The organism is Streptomyces sp. MUM 203J (assembly GCF_022414595.1).
Taxonomy (GTDB): domain Bacteria; phylum Actinomycetota; class Actinomycetes; order Streptomycetales; family Streptomycetaceae; genus Streptomyces.
Window position 1 is genome coordinate 21,479 of the sequence record NZ_JADWYO010000014.1, and the last position, 16,653, is coordinate 38,131.

Annotated in this window: 17 protein-coding genes and 2 pseudogenes; 10 read left to right on the plus strand and 9 right to left on the minus strand. The window is 73.0% G+C overall.

Going from position 1 to position 16,653, the window contains the following annotated elements; translation table 11 throughout:
• Positions 1-41: 41 nt before the first annotated feature.
• Positions 42-1,130, plus strand: a complete 1,089-nt coding sequence (locus I3F58_RS10525) for a sialidase family protein (protein WP_240108041.1) — start codon at positions 42-44, stop codon at positions 1,128-1,130.
• Between the two features lie 35 nt (positions 1,131-1,165).
• Here I3F58_RS10525 and I3F58_RS10530 read toward each other — a convergent pair whose 3' ends face one another.
• Positions 1,166-1,843: a uracil-DNA glycosylase gene (locus I3F58_RS10530; protein ID WP_240108042.1), complete on the minus strand. Its 678-nt coding sequence runs from the start codon at positions 1,841-1,843 to the stop codon at positions 1,166-1,168.
• A gap of 103 nt (positions 1,844-1,946) precedes the next feature.
• Here I3F58_RS10530 and I3F58_RS10535 point away from each other — a divergent pair, with 103 nt between their 5' ends.
• Positions 1,947-2,942 carry an N-acetylglucosamine kinase gene (locus tag I3F58_RS10535; RefSeq protein ID WP_240108043.1) on the plus strand — a complete coding sequence of 332 codons (996 nt, stop codon included), beginning with the start codon at positions 1,947-1,949 and terminating at the stop codon, positions 2,940-2,942.
• Positions 2,943-3,207: 265 nt separating this feature from the next.
• A complete protein-coding gene (locus I3F58_RS10540; RefSeq protein ID WP_240108044.1) occupies positions 3,208-4,128 on the plus strand; it encodes a sirohydrochlorin chelatase in 921 nt (306 codons plus the stop codon).
• Between the two features lie 85 nt (positions 4,129-4,213).
• Here I3F58_RS10540 and I3F58_RS10545 read toward each other — a convergent pair whose 3' ends face one another.
• Both I3F58_RS10545 and I3F58_RS10550 read right to left on the minus strand, forming a co-directional pair.
• Complete coding sequence (locus I3F58_RS10545; RefSeq protein WP_240108045.1) at positions 4,214-5,305, minus strand: lactonase family protein; 1,092 nt, start codon at positions 5,303-5,305, stop codon at positions 4,214-4,216.
• Between the two features lie 97 nt (positions 5,306-5,402).
• Positions 5,403-6,917, minus strand: coding sequence for an FUSC family protein (locus tag I3F58_RS10550; protein WP_240108046.1), 1,515 nt, complete (start codon positions 6,915-6,917; stop codon positions 5,403-5,405).
• 334 nt (positions 6,918-7,251) lie between these two features.
• On the opposite strand from I3F58_RS10550, the gene I3F58_RS10555 reads away from it, so the two are divergent.
• On the plus strand, positions 7,252-7,764 hold the full coding sequence (locus tag I3F58_RS10555) for an Lrp/AsnC family transcriptional regulator (RefSeq protein WP_240108116.1): 513 nt from the start codon (positions 7,252-7,254) through the stop codon (positions 7,762-7,764).
• A 523-nt stretch (positions 7,765-8,287) separates the two neighbouring features.
• On the opposite strand, the gene I3F58_RS10560 is transcribed toward I3F58_RS10555, so the two are convergent.
• Together I3F58_RS10560 and I3F58_RS10565 are read right to left on the minus strand one after the other, a co-directional pair.
• Entirely contained in the window at positions 8,288-8,902 is a 615-nt protein-coding gene (locus I3F58_RS10560) for an MBL fold metallo-hydrolase (protein ID WP_240108047.1), read from the minus strand.
• Positions 8,899-9,984 (minus strand): S-(hydroxymethyl)mycothiol dehydrogenase, encoded by a 1,086-nt coding sequence (locus I3F58_RS10565; RefSeq protein WP_240108048.1) that lies wholly within the window; start codon positions 9,982-9,984, stop codon positions 8,899-8,901. The genes I3F58_RS10560 and I3F58_RS10565 overlap by 4 nt, the downstream gene beginning before the upstream one ends.
• Before the next feature lie 111 nt (positions 9,985-10,095).
• Here I3F58_RS10565 and I3F58_RS10570 point away from each other — a divergent pair, with 111 nt between their 5' ends.
• On the plus strand, positions 10,096-11,118 hold the full coding sequence (locus tag I3F58_RS10570) for an AsnC family transcriptional regulator (RefSeq protein ID WP_240108049.1): 1,023 nt from the start codon (positions 10,096-10,098) through the stop codon (positions 11,116-11,118).
• Positions 11,119-11,171: 53 nt separating this feature from the next.
• Here I3F58_RS10570 and I3F58_RS10575 read toward each other — a convergent pair whose 3' ends face one another.
• Complete coding sequence (locus I3F58_RS10575; RefSeq protein ID WP_240108050.1) at positions 11,172-11,360, minus strand: DUF397 domain-containing protein; 189 nt, start codon at positions 11,358-11,360, stop codon at positions 11,172-11,174.
• Positions 11,357-12,226, minus strand: a complete 870-nt coding sequence (locus I3F58_RS10580; protein ID WP_240108051.1) for a helix-turn-helix transcriptional regulator — start codon at positions 12,224-12,226, stop codon at positions 11,357-11,359. The genes I3F58_RS10575 and I3F58_RS10580 overlap by 4 nt, the downstream gene beginning before the upstream one ends.
• Positions 12,227-12,376: 150 nt before the next feature.
• Between I3F58_RS10580 and I3F58_RS10585 the strand changes: the two genes are divergently transcribed.
• The 5 genes and pseudogenes from I3F58_RS10585 to I3F58_RS29775 all read left to right on the plus strand — a co-directional run.
• Positions 12,377-12,814, plus strand: a complete 438-nt coding sequence (locus tag I3F58_RS10585) for an ATP-binding protein (RefSeq protein ID WP_240108052.1) — start codon at positions 12,377-12,379, stop codon at positions 12,812-12,814.
• 34 nt (positions 12,815-12,848) lie between these two features.
• Positions 12,849-13,489: pseudogene (locus tag I3F58_RS10590) on the plus strand (methyltransferase domain-containing protein).
• A 272-nt stretch (positions 13,490-13,761) separates the two neighbouring features.
• Positions 13,762-14,157, plus strand: coding sequence for a DUF6545 domain-containing protein (locus tag I3F58_RS29770; RefSeq protein ID WP_374207945.1), 396 nt, complete (start codon positions 13,762-13,764; stop codon positions 14,155-14,157).
• On the plus strand, positions 14,154-15,332 hold the full coding sequence (locus tag I3F58_RS10595; protein ID WP_240108053.1) for a cytochrome P450: 1,179 nt from the start codon (positions 14,154-14,156) through the stop codon (positions 15,330-15,332). Before I3F58_RS29770 ends, I3F58_RS10595 begins: the two co-directional genes overlap by 4 nt.
• Positions 15,333-15,439: 107 nt before the next feature.
• Positions 15,440-15,652, plus strand: a pseudogene (locus I3F58_RS29775) (hypothetical protein); the annotation flags it as partial.
• A gap of 16 nt (positions 15,653-15,668) precedes the next feature.
• Here I3F58_RS29775 and I3F58_RS10600 read toward each other — a convergent pair.
• Together I3F58_RS10600 and I3F58_RS10605 are read right to left on the minus strand one after the other, a co-directional pair.
• A complete protein-coding gene (locus I3F58_RS10600; protein ID WP_240108054.1) occupies positions 15,669-15,836 on the minus strand; it encodes a hypothetical protein in 168 nt (55 codons plus the stop codon).
• Positions 15,837-15,864: 28 nt separating this feature from the next.
• Positions 15,865-16,347, minus strand: coding sequence for a hypothetical protein (locus tag I3F58_RS10605; protein WP_240108055.1), 483 nt, complete (start codon positions 16,345-16,347; stop codon positions 15,865-15,867).
• Positions 16,348-16,653 lie beyond the last annotated feature (306 nt).

Sequence of the window (16,653 nt, forward strand, 5' to 3'; positions counted from 1 at the left end):
CTGGCGCATATCCGTGACAACGGCGTCCTGGAGGCTGAACCATGACAGATGACGTACTGCTGGCCGTCGGCACCCGCAAGGGCCTCTTCATCGGCCGCAGGCGCGGCGGGGTCTGGGAGTTCGGGGATCCGCAGTTCCCCGCCCAGGCCGTGTACTCCATCGGGATCGACCTGCGGCGCAGCTCGCCCCGGCTGCTCGTGGGCGGGGACAGCGCGCACTGGGGGCCGTCGGTGTTCCACTCCGACGACCTGGGTGCGAGCTGGACGGAGCCCGCGCGCCCGGCCGTGAGGTTCCCGGAGGACACCGGAGCCTCACTGGAGCGGGTGTGGCAGCTCCATCCGGCGGGGCCCGCCGCGCCCGGCGTGGTGTACGCGGGCACGGAACCGGCCGCGCTGTTCCGGTCGGTGGACGAGGGCGAGACGTTCGAGCTGGTGCGGCCCCTGTGGGAGCACCCGACCCGGTCACAGTGGCAGCCCGGCGGGGGCGGGGAGGCCCTGCACACGGTGATCACCGACCCGCGGGACCCGGATGCGGTGACGGTGGCCGTGTCCACGGCCGGGGTGTTCCGCACCGTCGACGGCGGCCGGACCTGGGCGCCGTCGAACGACGGGGTGTCGGCGGTGTTCCTGCCGGACCGGCACCCGAGGTTCGGGCAGTGCGTCCACAAGATCGCGCAGGACGCCGGGGACCCGGACCGCCTGTACCTCCAGAACCACTGGGGCGTGTACCGCAGTGACGACCACGGCGTGACCTGGACGGACATCGGGGCCGGGCTGCCGTCCGACTTCGGGTTCGCGGCGGTCGCGCATCCGCACCACGCCGACATGGCCTACGTCTTCCCGATCACCGCCGACTCGGACCGGGTGCCGGCCGAGCGGCGCTGCCGGGTGTTCCGCACACGGGACGCCGGTGCGGGCTGGGAGGCCCTGTCGGCGGGCCTGCCCGAGGGCGACCACTACGGGACGGTGCTGCGGGACGCCATGTGCACGGACGGCGCCGACCCGGCCGGGGTGTACTTCGGCAACCGGAACGGCGAGCTGTACGGGAGCCCCGACGACGGCGACACCTGGCAGCTGCTGGCCGAGCACCTGCCGGATGTGCTGTGCGTACGGGCGGCGGTCGTCGGGTGACGGTCCTTCGGCTCCTCGCCGCGGGCCCCGGCCGCTTACGGCAGCCGCCAGTCGACCGGCTGCGCGCCCTGGCCGATCAGCAGGTCGTTGGTGCGGCTGAACGGCCGGGAGCCGAAGAAACCGCGGTCGGCCGACATCGGGGACGGGTGCGCCGACTCGATGGCCGGGTAGGCGTCCAGGAACGGCCGCAGGTTGCGGGCGTCCCGCCCCCACAGGATGGCGACCAACGGCTTGCCGCGCGCGGCCAGCGCCTTGATGGCCTGCTCGGTGACCTCCTCCCAGCCCTTGCCGCGGTGCGCGCCGGGCTTGCGGGGGGCGGTGGTCAGCACCCTGTTCAGCAGCAGGACGCCCTGACGGGTCCAGGGTGTCAGGTCGCCGTTGGAGGGGCGCGGAAGCTGCAGGTCGGTGTGCAGCTCGCGGAAGATGTTCTCCAGGCTGCCCGGCAGCCGCTGGACGTCGGGCGCGACCGCGAAGCTGAGCCCGACGGGGTGCCCCGGCGTGGGATACGGGTCCTGACCCACGATCAGGACCCGCACTTCGTCGAAGGGCTGCTGGAAGGCGCGCAGGACGTCCGGTCCGGCGGGGAGGTAGGTACGGCCGGCCGCGATCTCCGCGCGGAGGAAGTCGCCCATCGCGGCGACGCGCCCCGCCACGGGGCGCAGCGCCTCCGCCCAGCCGGGCTCGACCAGTTGATCCAAGGGTAGTGCTGCCACGAAGCGTCACTCTACCGGCGCAACGGGCACACGCCCCAATCGCCCGGCCGCCGGAGTGTGGGCAGTTGGGGACGCGGAACGGGGCCGGGAGAGGGTGAGCGGTATGGCGTCGTGCGAACGGGTGCTGGGGGTGGATTCGGGCGGGTCGGGGCTGCGGGTCGCGCTGGGCCGGATCACCGGCGAGGGCGATGAGGCCGGTGCCGGGACCGTGGCGGCACGGGCGTTCGCCGGGCCCGTGCCGAGCGGGCCCGGCGGAATCGACGCGGACGCGATGCTGGCGCGGGTGCTGCCGGTGGCGCGGGAGCTGCTGGCGGAGGCGGGCGGCGGGGCGGGCCCGCCCCTGGCGGCGGTCGCGGTGGGGGCGGCGGGGATGGCGTCACTGGGCGACGGGCTGCGGGCCGCGCTGCCGGGGGCGCTGCGCCGCTCGTTGGGGGTGAGGCGGGTGGTGCTGGCGGCCGACGCCGTCACCGCGTACGCGGGTGCCCTGGGGCAGCGGGCGGGGGCGGTCGTGGCCGCGGGGACCGGGGTGGTGGCTCTGGGCACGGACCTGTCCGGCTGGCGGAGGGCGGACGGGTGGGGGCATCTGCTGGGCGACTGCGGAGGCGGTGCGTGGATCGGGCGGGCGGGGCTGGAGGCGGCACTGCGGGCCCATGACGGGCGGCCGGACGGGTCGCGCGCGCTGCTGCGGCGGGCCGAGGCGGTCTTCGGGCCGGTGGGGGGACTGCCGGGCCGGGTGTACCCGAGGCCCGACCGGCCGGCCGTGCTGGCCTCGTTCGCGCCCGAGGTGGCGGGGTGCGCGTCCGGTGACCCGGTGGCGGCGGGGATCCTCGCGGAGGCGGCGCGGCATCTCGCGGGGTCGGCCGCGGCGGTGCACCCGCCGGGCGGCGAGGTGCTGGCGCTGGCCGGTGGCCTGTTCCGGGCGGGAGAGGTGCTGCTCGCTCCCGTGCGGGAGGCGGTGGCCGGGGCGCTGCCCGGGGTCCGGGTGGTGCCGGCGGCCCGCAACCCGCTGGCCGGGGCGCTGCGGCTCGCGGCGGCGGTGGCGCGGGGCGGGCTGCGGCTGCCGGCTGAGCGGGGGCTGCTGGACGTCTACGGAGGGTGAGGCGTCACCGCGACTGCCCACGGCTCCCCCGCCCCTCCCCTTCCGTCTGTGCCGGTACGCGGCACGGCCGCGACGGTACCCGCGGCACGGGCCTCAGGTACCGCGGCTTAGCCCCTGGTCCCCGCACTCCCCCGCGCGCTGCGAGCGGGGTACCGCCGACAGGCCCGGCAAGGGCAAGGCAAAGGAAAGGACAAACCCGGGTATAGGCCACCGGACCGCACCCTCCCGAGCTTCCGCGCAGGCAAAACCAGTAGCATGCGGCGCCATGAGCTCCCCCACTGGGCCCGACAACGGCCTGCCTGTACGAATGCCGCGACCCCGCCAGTCCGGGCGGCACCGTCGCCCCGAACCCCTGGCGGCGCCCGAGGGCGCGCCCGCACTCGTCCTCGCCGTCCCCGGTGAGCCCTCCGCCGAGGTGCGCAGCCTCGCGGACGAGCTGGTGAGCATCGCGCGCTCCGAGCTGCCCGGACTGGAGGCCGCCGTGGCCTTCCTGGACGGGGACGACGCCGAGCACCCCTCGCTGCAGGGCGTGCTGAAGGCGGCCCAGGGTCTGCGCGTCGAGCGGTACGAGCTGGCCCAGGCCGCCGGCCGGGAGGTGTCCGCGCCCGAGGGCCCGGCCGCCGTGGTGGTCCCGCTGCTGGCCGGCCCGGACGTCCAGGTGATGGGCCGGATACGGCAGGCGGTGGCCGACAGCGGCGTGCCCGCCGAGCTGACCGATGTGCTGGGCCCGCACCCGCTGCTGGCCGAGGCGCTGCACGTACGGCTGTCGGAGGCGGGCCTGGCCCGCGCGGACCGGGCCCGGCTGTTCACCGTCGCGACGGCGGCCGACGGCATCGTGCTGGCCACGGTCGGCGGCGAAGAGGCCGTGCAGGCCGCCGGTATCACCGGCATGCTGCTGGCCGCGCGGCTGGCGGTGCCGGTGATGGCCGCCGCACTGGACCAGGAGGGCTCGGTGGCGGCCGTGACGGACCAGCTGCGTTCCTCCGGCTCGGTGCAGCTGGCACTGGCGCCGTACGTGGTGGGCCCGGAGGTGGCCGACGGGCTGCTGGACGACGCGGCGAAGGCTGCGGACTGCCCGGTGGCCGAGGCGCTCGGCGCGTACCCGGCGGTCGGCAAGCTGGTGCTGTCGCAGTACATGACGCTGCTGGGGATCACGTCTCAGCAGGCGGCGACGCCCGCCCGCTGAGACGCCGCCCCCCGACTTCGCGGGGCCCGCACGGTTCGCCGCCGTGCGGGCCCTTTCGCGTTCAGACGTACGGGCCCTTTCGCGTTCAGGCCAGGACGACGCAGGTCGCGGCGGGCACCGCGAGGGAGCCGGCGGGGGTGGGCACCCCACTGTCCGGGTCGAGGTCGAACCAGGTGACGTCACCGGAGCGCTCGTTGGCCACGTACAGGCGGCGGCCCCCCGGGTCGAGGGTCAGATCGCGGGGCCAGCGCCCTCCGCAGGGCACATGAGCGACGGGCGTCAGCCGCTCGCCGCCCTCGTCCAGGGCCAGCACCGCGATGATGTCCTCGCCCCGCACGGCCGCCCAGACGTGCCGGCCGTCGGGGGCGACGGCCAGCGCCGACGGGTAGGCGGGCCCCTTCCCGGCGGCCGGGCCTCCCTCCGGCCGCAGGGACACCTCCCCCACCGGGACGAGCGTGCCGGTACGGGCCTGCCAGCGGCACACGGCCAGCGTCGGCTCCAGCTCGCCGAGGACGTACACATGGCTGCCCGCCGGGTGGAAGGCCAGATGGCGCGGCCCGCTCCCGGGCCGCAACGGGGTCACCTCGCGCGGCGTGAGCGCCCCCGTCGCCGCGTCGAGCGCGCTGACGTGCACGGAGTCGGTGCCGAGGTCCACCGCCAGCACCAGCCGCCCCCCGGGCGCGGGCACGACCTGGTGGGCGTGCGGGCCCGCCTGCCGTTCGGGATCCGGTCCGCGCCCCTCGTGGCGCAGCTCGCCGGTGACCCGGCCCAGCGTGCCTCCCGGGTGCACCGGCAGGGCGGCGACGCTTCCGGAGCCGTAGTGGGCGGCCAGCACGTGTCCCGCCAGGTAGGCGAGGTGGGTCGGGGCGGAGCCGCCCGTGGGCACGGGGGCGGCCAGCAAGCGGGGCGCCGGGCCGGAGGCGACGTCGAGCGCTGCCACGGCGCCGTTCTCCGTCTCGGACACCGCGTACAGCACGGACCCGCCCGGGCCGAGCGTGAGGAACGACGGGTCGGGGACCGCGTCGGTGGCGCCCGTGACGGTGAGCGCGCCGGTGCCCGGTTCGACGGAGGCGGCGGTGATCCCCGCTCCCCCGGCGTGGGTGAACGACCCGATGAAGGCGCGGCGCGCGGCCCCCCTGCGCCGTACCGCTCCCGATCCCTCCTGACGCGATGACATCGCGCTGCCCCTCTCCTCGGCCGTGGAACCGACGGGAGCCGACGCTAGCACTTCAGGTCTAGACCATCCGAGCCGCCGTCAGGTGCCCGGCCGACACTCAGGGCTGCGGCTGGAGGTCCACGGACCGCTGGAGGGGGGCCGCCAGGTCCGTCAGCGCGTGCTCCAGCGCGTGCAGGTGGTGCAGCGCCGGGTGGTCCGCCTCCGTGCCGCCGGTCGCGCCGGACGGCACGGGGGCCGCCTCGGCCCTGGTCGGAGGCGCCGCCGTGAGGGCCCGCACGGCGGCCTCCACACGCCAGCAGGCCACGGCGAGCCGCGCGTCGTGTGAGGCGTCCGCGTCCGCCGCGACCAGCGCGAGCGCCCGCGTCTCGGCCGCACAGTCGTCGAGCAGCTCCATCACCCGCAGGGCGCGCTGCTTGCGGACGCGCCGCGGGTTGAGCGGGTGCAGCAGCGGGGCCAGGGACATCCGCACCCGGGCCAGCACGGCCTCCAGCTCCTTGATGTGCGGGGTCGGGTCCGCCTGCGCGTCGCCCGCGAGCCGGGCGGCGGCCGACGCGGCCGAGGCGTGCACACTGCGCAGGGCTCGGGCGATCCAGCCGTTCGTCGTCGCGTCCGTGGTGATCGGCAGGACGAACAGCACCGCCAGCACCGCGCCCAGCATGCCGACACCGGTCTCCAGCAGCCGCAGCGCCAGCAGTCCGGTGTCGAGCAGTCCCAGCAGCCCGTACAGCAGGCTGGCCATCACCGTGACGGCGAGCATCATCCAGGTGTACGAGACGGGCGCGGTGTAGAAGATGCCGAACACGCACACCGCGATGATGGCGGCGCTCGGCAGGGGCGCCGCGTGCAGCGGTACGGCGACCAGCGCGCCCACCCCGATGCCGATGAACGTGCCCAGGAAGCGCCGGAAGCCGCGGACCAGGGTCTCGCCCCGGGAGGTGGTGTTCACGAAGATCCACCAGGTGGCACCGACCGCCCAGTACCAGCGGTCCTGGGACAGCAGCTGCCCGACGAGCAGCGCGAAACCCGCGCCGGCCGTCGCCTGGACGGCCTGCCGGGTGGTGGCGCGGCGCAGGCCCGTACCGCTGTCCGGGGCGGGGAGGGCGGGCGGCTGCGGCAGCCGCCGCTCGTAGCACCAGACCCCGAACCGCACGAACGCGGCGGCGACCAGGGAGACCGTCACGGCCGCGTACAGCTCGGGCAGCTGGGCGGGGACGGTGCCGAGGAACTGCGTCACGAAGTACGACATGAAGGCGAACACGCCGAGGGAGTGGCCGCGCGGCCCCCAGCGGCGGGCGTACACGCCGGCGCCGACGATGGCGAGGAAGGCCGCGTCGCGGGCGAGGGGCTGGTCGTGCAGGACGGCGGCGAGGGCGAGCACCGGCAGGCCGACGACGGGGAGCAGGGCGGTGGTGACGGCCTGGCCGCGCACGGTCGGGTCGGTCACCGTGAAGAGCGCGAGCAGCGCGGCGAGACCGCCGGTGACGGCCGCGACGAGCGAGTGACCGGCCGTCCCGCACAGTGCGACCGCCAGGGTGATGCCGAGGACCGCCCGCGTCGCGGCACGCAGCCGCAGCAGACCCGGGTCAGGAGCCACGAACATCTTCTTGAGCACCTACTACCGCCCCTTCGCGCGTTCTCGGAGACCTGCCGCCGGAATCGGCGGCAGGCACCCGTGGCATGAAAAAGGCGCCGCGGGATCCGCAGCGCCATCGACCGCTCCATGACACCACCACGTGGCGCGTTGGCTCAACTCGCACCCGCAGCGCTGGGCCATTGGCCCAGGAGAGTGGCCACCGCGTCGGCCACCACCTGGCCAACGGACCAGATGGTCCGCCGCAGGCCCCGTTCGGCCACTGGCCCACGCGTGAGGCGCGCACGGCCGCCGTTGGTACAGTCGGCATGTCGGAATGTCGGATTCCGGCCAGTGGGAGGAGGCAGCGGACGCGATGCCGGTGGACGAGCTGGACACCCGGATCCTGCGGCTGCTGATCCAGCAGCCCCGCACGAGTGTGCGCGAGTACGCCCGGATCCTGGGGATCGCCCGGGGCACGCTCCAGGCCCGGCTGGACCGACTGGAGCGGGAGGGCGTGATCACCGGGACGGGTCCGTTCCTCTCCCCCGCGTCGCTCGGTCACCCGGTCCTGGCGTTCGTGCACGTGGAGGTGACGCAGGGGCACCTGGACGAGGTGGGGGACGCGCTGGCGGCCGTGCCGGAGATCGTGGAGGCGTTCTCGATCACCGGCGGCGGCGATCTGCTCACCCGGGTGGTCGCGCGGGACAACGAGCATCTCGAAGACGTGATCCAGCAGCTCATCCGCCTGCCCGGGGTGGTGCGGACACGGACCGAGGTCGCCCTGCGGGAGCGGGTGCCCTACCGGCTGCTGCCGCTGGTGCAGTCCATCGGCCGGGCCTCGCGTCCGTCCCGCGCGAGCGGGGGCGCGGGGCTCCCGCCGCGCTGAGCCGCGTGTGCGGTGGGCGGAACGCCGCCGCAGTCTGCCCGCCCCTCCTGTCCCACCGGATCCGCCGTGCGCTGTCCGAGAGGTTGCAGCGGGGCGTCGTCCGGCGCACGACGGTCGGCGCCCGCCCCGCCGTGCTGGGGACGGACCTGCCGGGCGTCCGTGATGGTCGGCTCTTCGGCCCGGACCGGCGACGCACACGACGCCTTCGTGGCCGTCCCCGGGGTCCAGGAGGCCCATGACATCGCGGGCAAACGCCATGGTCCTCGTGAAGTCCGGACGGCGACGGCGGAACAGCTCCGGGACGTGCTGCGGCGGCTGTACGCGATCGGCCGGGTGGGCGGTACGCAGGCGACCGTCGTCCTGGAGACCTTGTTCGAGCGCCCCATCCCGGCGAGTTCGGGACTCCCCGGGACCGGCTCGGCCCTCCTGCCGGGAAGGCCCGGCAGGAGGGCCGAGGAGCCACGGAGGCCCCCGCGGCCGGAGCCCGGACCCCGCTCCCCGTCGGCCGGTCGTCGTGGGAGGCTCACCCGGCCAGGCCGGGCGACTCCTTCGCGATAGTGGTGCTCGGGCCGTGGCCGGTGTGGACGACGGTGTCCGGGGGCAGCGTCAGCAGCCGGCTGCGGATCGAGCCGATGATGGTGGGGTGGTCGGAGAAGGAGCGGCCGGTGGCGCCGGGGCCGCCGGAGAAGAGGGTGTCCCCGGTGAAGACGGCCCCGAGACCGGGTGCGTGCAGGCAGACTGCTCCGGGCGCGTGTCCGGGGGTGTGCAGCACCGTCAGGTCCACGCCCGCGACGGTCAGCGTCTGCCCGTCGGTGAGGGGCCGGTCCGGATCACGGTCGGGGTGGGTCATCCGCCACAGCGGCAGGTCGTCGGGGTGGAGGAGGACCGGCGCGCCGGTGCGGCGTGCGAGGGCCGGGGCGGCGCCGACGTGGTCGTTGTGCGCGTGGGTGCACACGATCGCCAGCAGGCGGCGGTCGCCGAGCGCGGCGGCGACGGAATCGGCGTCGTGCGCGGCGTCGATGACGACCGCCTCGGTGTCGTCCCCGACGATCCAGACGTTGTTCTCGACGTCCCACGTGCCGCCGTCGAGCGAGAACGTCCCCGCGGTGGTGAGGTGTTCGATCCGTGCGGTCGTCACAGGATCACCACCGAGCGCAGCACGTCGCCGGAGCGCATCCGTGCGAAGGCCGTCTCGACGTCGTCGAGCGAGATGGTCTCGGAGACGAAGGCGTCCAGGTCCAGCCTGCCCTGCCGGTAGAGGTCGACCAGCATCGGGAAGTCACGTGAGGGAAGGCAGTCGCCGTACCAGGAGGACTTCAGGGAGCCGCCGCGGCCGAAGACGTCGAGCAGCGGCAGGGTCAGCTCCATGTCGGGGGTGGGTACGCCGACGAGGACGACGGTGCCCGCGAGGTCGCGGGCGTAGAAGGCCTGCCGGTACGTCTCCGGGCGGCCGACCGCGTCGATGACCACGTCCGCGCCGTGTCCGCCGGTCAGCTCGCGGATGGCCTCCACCGGGTCGGCGGTGCGGGAGTTCACGGTATGGGTGGCGCCCATCGTGCGGGCCCGGTCCAGCTTGCGGTCGTCGATGTCGACGGCGATGATCCGTGCCGCTCCGGCCAGCCGGGACCCGGCGACAGCCGCGTTCCCGACACCGCCGCAGCCGATGACGGCCACCGAGTCGCCGCGGGTGACACCGCCGGTGTTGACGGCGGCGCCGATACCGGCCATCACCCCGCAGCCGAGCAGCCCGGCCGCGGCCGGGGACGCGGCCGGGTCGACCTTGGTGCACTGCCCGGCGGCGACCAGGGTCTTCTCGGCGAAGGCGCCGATGCCCAGCGCCGGGCTGAGCGGGGTGCCGTCGGCCAGGGTCATCTGCTGCTTCGCGTTGTGGGTGTCGAAGCAGTACTGCGGGCGGCCCCGGCGGCAGGCACGGCACTGCCCGCACACCGCACGCCAGTTGAGGACGACGAAGTCGCCGGGCGCGACGTCGGTGACACCTTCGCCCACGCTCTCCACGACGCCCGAGGCCTCGTGACCGAGGAGGAAGGGGAACGCGTCGCTGATCCCGCCCTGCCGGTAGTGCAGATCCGTATGGCAGACACCGCACGCCTGCACCTTCACCACGGCCTCGCCCGGCCCCGGCTCCGGCACCAGGACCGTGGCGATCGTGACCGGGGCGTCCTTCGCGGGCGCGATGACCCCGCGTACCTGCTGTGACATGACGTTTCCGTCCCTTCGCGGTGTGAACTGTCCTCTACGATCACCACGTACGGCCGCAGGCCCCAACCAGGCGCGGCAGAGCGGCACATACCGTCAGCATCCAGGAACCAGATGGCCGATACCAGCACCGTGGATCAGCTCGACCGGCAGCTGCTGCACGCCCTCCAGCTCGACGGGCGCGCCCGTTTCCGCCGGATCGCCCCGGTGCTCGGCGTCTCCGAGCACACCGTCGCCCGCCGCTACCGCCGCCTGCGCGCCGCGGGCCTGCAACTCGCCGGTGAGCCCGACCCCGAGCGCCTCGGCCGCACCCGCTGGCTGCTGCGGCTGCGGTGCGCCCCGGACGCCGCGCCCGCCATCGCGGACGCCCTCGCCCGCCGGCCGGACACCGGTTACGTCAGTCTCGCCTCAGGCGGCACCGAACTGCACTGCTCGCTCAGCACCGGCAGCGCGGAGGAGGACGAGGAGATCCTGCTGCGTGCCCTTCCCCGCACGCCGCGCATCATCTCCCTGGACGCCCACTGCTTCCTGCACACCTTCGCCGGCGACCCGCCGAGCTGGTACACCAAGCTCGGCTCCCTGACCCCCGGCCAGCACGCCGCCCTGCTGCCGCCCCACGACAGCCGCCGCCCGCTCCCCGACCCCGGGCCGCCGCCTCCGGCAGCTCTCAGCACGGCCCGGCCGAGCTTGGAACTCGACCACGCCGACCGGCTGTTGCTGGACGCCCTCGCCCGCGACGCGCGCGCCACCCTGCCGGAGCTGGAAGCGGCCACCGGGCTCCCCCGCACCACGGTCCGCCGACGCCTGGACCGGCTCCGCGACACCGGAGCCGTCCGCATCGCCGTCGCCTTCCCGCCTGCCCGCGTCGGCTACCGCAAGCGTGCCGTGCTGTGGCTCCGCGTCTCCCCCGGGGCGATGCAGACCGTCGGCGAGACCCTCAGCAGCCATCCGCAGACCGACCTGGTCGCCGCCACCACCGGCCCCGCCAACCTCGTCGCCACGGTCATCTGCCGCGACGCCACCGAGCTCTACCTCTACCTCAACCACCGCATCGGCGCCCTGCCCGACATCCAGAGTGTCGAGGCCACCCCCGTCATCCGCGAGGTCAAACGCCTCACCCGCCGCGGAACTCCGTGAACGCCGGGCGATGGCCGCCGACAGGCCTCCACCGCCCGGCGTGTGCGCTTCGCTCAGACGTGCGCCACGAACGACATGAACCGCGACCAGCCCTCGCGCCTGACGGCGAAGTGGGGCAGCTCCACGTCCTTGGAGTCCCGCACGTGGACGGCCTGTTCGGTGACGGCGACCTCGACGCAGCTGTCACCCTGGCTGCCGCTGTAGCTGGACTTGAACCAGGCAAGTTCCGTCGTGGTGCTCATAGTTCTCCTCGCAGTCGCTCCAGCAGGCCCCGCGAGTCCTTGGCGTTGAGGGCCTGCGAGCGAAGTGTGTCATAGCGCTGGTGGAGCAGGCTCACCTCTTTCAGGTCCGAAATCAGGCGGCCGTTCTGCTGCCCTTCGGAGTACGCGAGCCGCTGCCCCCTCGGTGTCTCCAGCAGCTGCAAGGGGCCGTCCAGACAGGCGTGCAGCCCGGCCTCCCACGGGACGATCTGAAGCGTCACGTTCCGCGGCGCGGTCAGTGCCAGCACGTGGTCGAGCAGCTCCCGCATCTGGTTGGCGTCTCCGAACCGGCGCCGGAGGACGTGCTCTTCGACGATGAAGCTGAAGGGCGTGGTCGGCCGCTCGAAGAGCATCCGCTGCCGTTCCATCCGCTTGGCCATGTAGTCCTGCAGCCGACTGTCCGGCGCCACCGGAACGGTCCCCTCGAACACCGCCCGCGCGTAGCTCTCCGACTGCAACAGGCCCGGCACCAGCCTGCACTCGTACGTGCACAGGCTCACCGCCACCTTCTCCAGCCGCGCCCACTGGCGGAACCACGTCGCCAGCCCCGACTCACCCCGTGTCAGGTGCCTCGCGGACTTCCGGAGCGCCCCGGTGTTCCCGAGCGCCGCCTCCGCCCGCTCCACGAAGTCCTTGTCCGGCATGCGGCGGCCCCGCTCCACGGACTCGACCGTGTGCTTGGAGAACTGCACGAGTTCACCGAACTCGCCCCGGCTGAACCCGGCATGCTCGCGCAGGGCCTGGACGAACGCGCCGAACGTCCGCAGGCTGTCCGACGGGTCGGGTTCCCGCGCCCCCTCCCCCTCCTTCCCCACGCCTTCACCGACGTCCCCCTCGACCACCGTCATGCGCTGCCACCTCCGCGTGCACCCGAGCACTGTCCGGGACCAGCCTGGCGCGGCGCGGGACGTACTGTCCACCCTGGGTGTCCGTACGCTGACGCAGCGTACGGACTGAGGCTCTCGCGCGGACCCGGCCGCTGCCGCCACGGTGGACCCATGAACCCGGTCACTTCACTGCCGCCTCCCGCCACGCACACGTACAGCCGCCTCTTCCCCGCCACCCACCTCGGCGCACGGCAGGCACGGCTGGTCACCGTGATGGAGCTTCACGGATGGCGCTGCGCACCGCAGTCGGCGCGGCGCGCCGAACAGATCGTCGGAGAGCTGGCCGCGAATGCCGTCCTGCACGGGCGCGTGCGGGGCCGGGGCTTCCGGCTCGGGCTCGCACTCGACGCGGCGGCCGGAACGCTCCGCATCGAGGTCACCGACGCTCGCGGCGAGCGAGCACCGTCGCACGCGCAGGACTCCGACGGGAACAGCGAGGGAGGTCGCGGCCTCGTCCTGGTCGACGCCCTCGCGGACCACTGGGGCAGCGCCGCGTTCCCGCCCGGCGGCAAGGTGGTGTGGGCGGAACTGGCGGCCCGTACCGTCTGACGGGACGTACAGGAAGGTTCTGCCGTCCCCGCTTGTGACTGGACCTTCCTCGCGTCGCCGTGCGACAGCCGATGCCTACGACGCCATCGCCGTGCGCCATGCGAACTCTCCTACGATGACCTCGAATCGCTCCCTCTGGCTCGCGCGGTGCTCGCCGCGTTCGCGGAGACCGTGCGAGCCGACGGCGCCGGGCCGGTCGCCGAGCTGGATGCGGTCCGGGGCCGGTCACCGCGCGTCTGCGGGATCCGGGGCTGGACTTCTTCGGCATCGACCTGCCGCCGGTGACGATCGGCCTCGCCCCGGGGCCTGCCCGGACCTGCGCTTCGAGGTCGGTTCCATGGGCGCCCTGGATCTGGCGGGATGGCGGGCTGCACGGAATCGTGTCCTGGTACTCGGTCATTGACGCCCCGCCGCAGGACATGCCTCTGCACTTCGCGGAGTTCCGTCGGGTACTCGCGCCCGACGGAACGCTCCCGATCGCCTTCTCCGAGTCCGAAGGCGAGCCGACCACGGCGTTCGACCACAAGGTGACGACGGCCTGCCGATGGCCGATCGACGGCTTGGCCGGGCCGGCCGGCGAAGCCGGTCTCACCGGGTTCGGCCGGATGCTGCGCGAGCCGTGCGAGGGGGAACGGATCCGCCGGGGGTCTGCTGATGCGCGCGGGAAGGGGTTGAAATGCGCCAGGCCGGGTGAGGGCGCCGACCTCGATCTCTTGCCCTTCCGAGGCGCCCCAAGCGTGGACCATCGCATCAGGAGAGCCAGCAGAACTCCCGCCCCACATGGCGGCCGCTCCGGTACCGTGTACGCCGTCGCAGCGGTCAGGAGCAGCACTGTCACCCGCCGGAGCCTCCGTCGTCGCCGGGAACGAGGACTGTGCGCGACCACGGAAACGAGGCCGAAACCGTACGAGGGAACGGGCCACAGTGGTCCGTACAGGACGTGGTCCATGCCGCACATCGTCCTCGTCCGTAGCCATCGAGGACGTGTCGGCCGACTCGGACTTCCTGCTCCGCGAGGGGGCATCGAGATCAGTGACGGCATTCTCGCTCTGCGGCCGTACCGGTCCCTCAAGGTGCAGGAAACCGCACAGATCACCGTCGACGCCGGAACGGAGCGAGGCGCCGCAGCAGTCGAGGCGGCCGTTGTGGAGGCGGCGCTCGTCGGCCTGAAGGCCGGGCGGCTCGCCGACGATGCCGCCCCACCATCGGCGGAGGCCGCCTCCCGTGGGGACCTGCGTGCGGACACCGAGTGGCTCCTCCTCGTGGCGGACGCCCTACGCCGACCGTGTCGGGCGTGTCGTCGTAGACGGCCGACCGGCACCCGTTGGAGCCTGAGGTCATGACCGACCCGACTCAGGACGCCGACTTCCTCCGGGATCCTTATCCGGCCTATGCGACCATGCGGTCCACCAGCCCGGTACAGCCCGTATCCGCCGGCTCCGGCGGGCGTTCCAGCTACCTGATCACCGGCTACGCGGAAGCCCGAGAAGCTCTCGGCGACGCTCGGCTCTCGAAGGACACGGCTGCGTTCTTCGCGGGCAAGGGGTCACGACGCCGTCTGCATCCTGCGGTTGCCCACACCATGCTGGCCAGCGACCCGCCCCAGCACACCCGGCTGCGCAAGCTGGTGACCAAGGCGTTCACCACCGGGGCCGTCGGGGAGCTGCGCCCGTTCATCTGCCGGCTCACCGACGAGCTGCTGGACCAGTGGCCAGCCGGAGAACCGTTCGACTTCGTGGCCGGCCTAGCGGTACCGCTACCCGTCATCGTGATCTGTGAACTGCTCGGAGTCCCGTCGGCCGACCGGTCTGCTGTCCAGCGCTGGTCCGCGCAGCTCTTCGCGGCGGGAGAGCCCGACGTCATCGACTCGGCCTCTCACTCGATGGCTGACTACATGACAGGACTCATCGCCGCCAAGCGCCGGGATCCAGGCAGCTCTCTTCTCGACCGGCTCATCTCTGCTCGTGACGGAGACGACCACCTGAGCGAGGAGGAACTGGTCTCCCTGGCTGTGCTGCTGCTCGTGGCCGGACACGAGACCACCACCAATGCCTTGGGCAACGTCCTCCTGGCGCTGTTCCAGCACCCAGGCGAGCTGGATCGCCTTCGGGCGGATCCGGATGAGATCCCTGCCTCGCTGGACGAACTGCTCCGCTTCGACTCCGCAGTGAGTACGGCCACCTTCCGGTTCACCACGGAAGCCATCACGCTCGGCGGGACCGACCTCCCAGCCGGCGTCCCGGTACAGATAGTTCTCGGGGCGGCCAATCGAGACCCGAAGCGGTTCCCGAAGCCGGACCAGCTCGACCTGGGCCGGGACGCGGCTGCTCACCTCGTTTTCGGTCACGGCTTCCACCGCTGTGTGGGTGCTCCCCTTGCCAAGGCCGAGGTGGAGATCGCTCTGCGAGCAGTGCTGACTCGATTTCCCGGAATCCGCCTTGCCGTACCGGCGGATCAGCTGGACTGGCGACGGACCCGACTGGTCCGCGGTCTGGAATCGTTGCCTGTTCTGGCGTGAGGGAATGAAGGGCCCTTTCGCGGACCAGTGATTGCCGCGTCCCGGGAGAGGGACGCTCCGCGCTCGGGATGCATGATTTCGAAGCTTGGCCAACTGATCGTTTCAGAATGAGTCGAGCTGCGGGTCCCGCACTTGTCGATCTTGATCGACAGGGTGTCCGGGTGCGTGCTGATCTTGTTCCTGACGACCTGTGGGAGCGGGTGTCCCCGCTGCTGCCTCCCGCTCCCGAACGGCGCCGTCGGCATCCCGGGCGGCTTCGCGTTCCGGACCGGCGGGTCGAACGCGGCACGACTCAGAACCGATGCTGCTCCTGTGCCTGGGGACTGAGAGGATGTCTCACGTGGTGACTTGTGCCGGCTTCTGGTAGCAGGGCAGGGCTGCTGCGAGGGCGAGGAGGCGCGAGCCCTTGCGCTCGTATCGGACGGTGAGGCGGCGGTAGCCGAACAGCCAGGCGATCGACCGTTCGATCTTCCAGTGGTGTCGGCCGAGCCGCTCGCCCGACATGTGTGCCCACGGCGTCTGCTCAGAAGCCTCAGATCTCCGCCGGAGGCGGCGTGTCCAGGATCAGCGGCCATAGCTCCCCGGACTGGAGGCCGGCCGCAATCTGCTTGTCCGACGTGCCGGCCGGAGCCATCACCACGGCCGTCAAGTCGAGTGCCCGTTCGTACTGAGGCCGAGCGACATGGGAGCTCACCCGTAGCAGCCGGACCGCCTCTTGATCAACGAGCGAGCGTTCAAAGTACGCGCCTGCGTCAATCTCCAGCCCCTCGAACGGGTAGGCTACGATGTCGACGGTCAGCACCTCACCGTCCAGTCGCCGCTCGGCCCAGCCGTCCGTCTGGAGGAGACCGAAACAGTCCTCCATCTCGTGCGCGCGGTTACCGAGCTCAAGGACTGCGCGTTCCTCCGGTGACCCCTTCGGATCCATGACAACAGCGACCACGACCGCTTCAGGGTCGTCCGGGTCCATTCCGCTGCGCACCCAAACCTCTGGCACTGTGAACTCCCGCTCCACGTCGACTCATCGAAGCGTCACAGGACTGCGCACCCAGGCCGCACCCACGTCTGGAGACCACCCGCGAGACCACCCTGGACCTGGTCTTCGAGGATGGTCTCCCGTCGTCCGAGCCGCTCTCGCCTGCCTACCATGAGACCATGGCCTCCTTCGAGCCGGTCCAACCGGTCGGGGCACAGGCGGGATTCTGCTTGGGCTTCCACGCCGAAGGGACACACATCTGCCCCGAAGCCGTCTTTCTCACCGGCCTGTTCGCCTCGCCATACTGGCGAGACCATCCCTGGCTGCCGACCGAAGCAGCGCAGC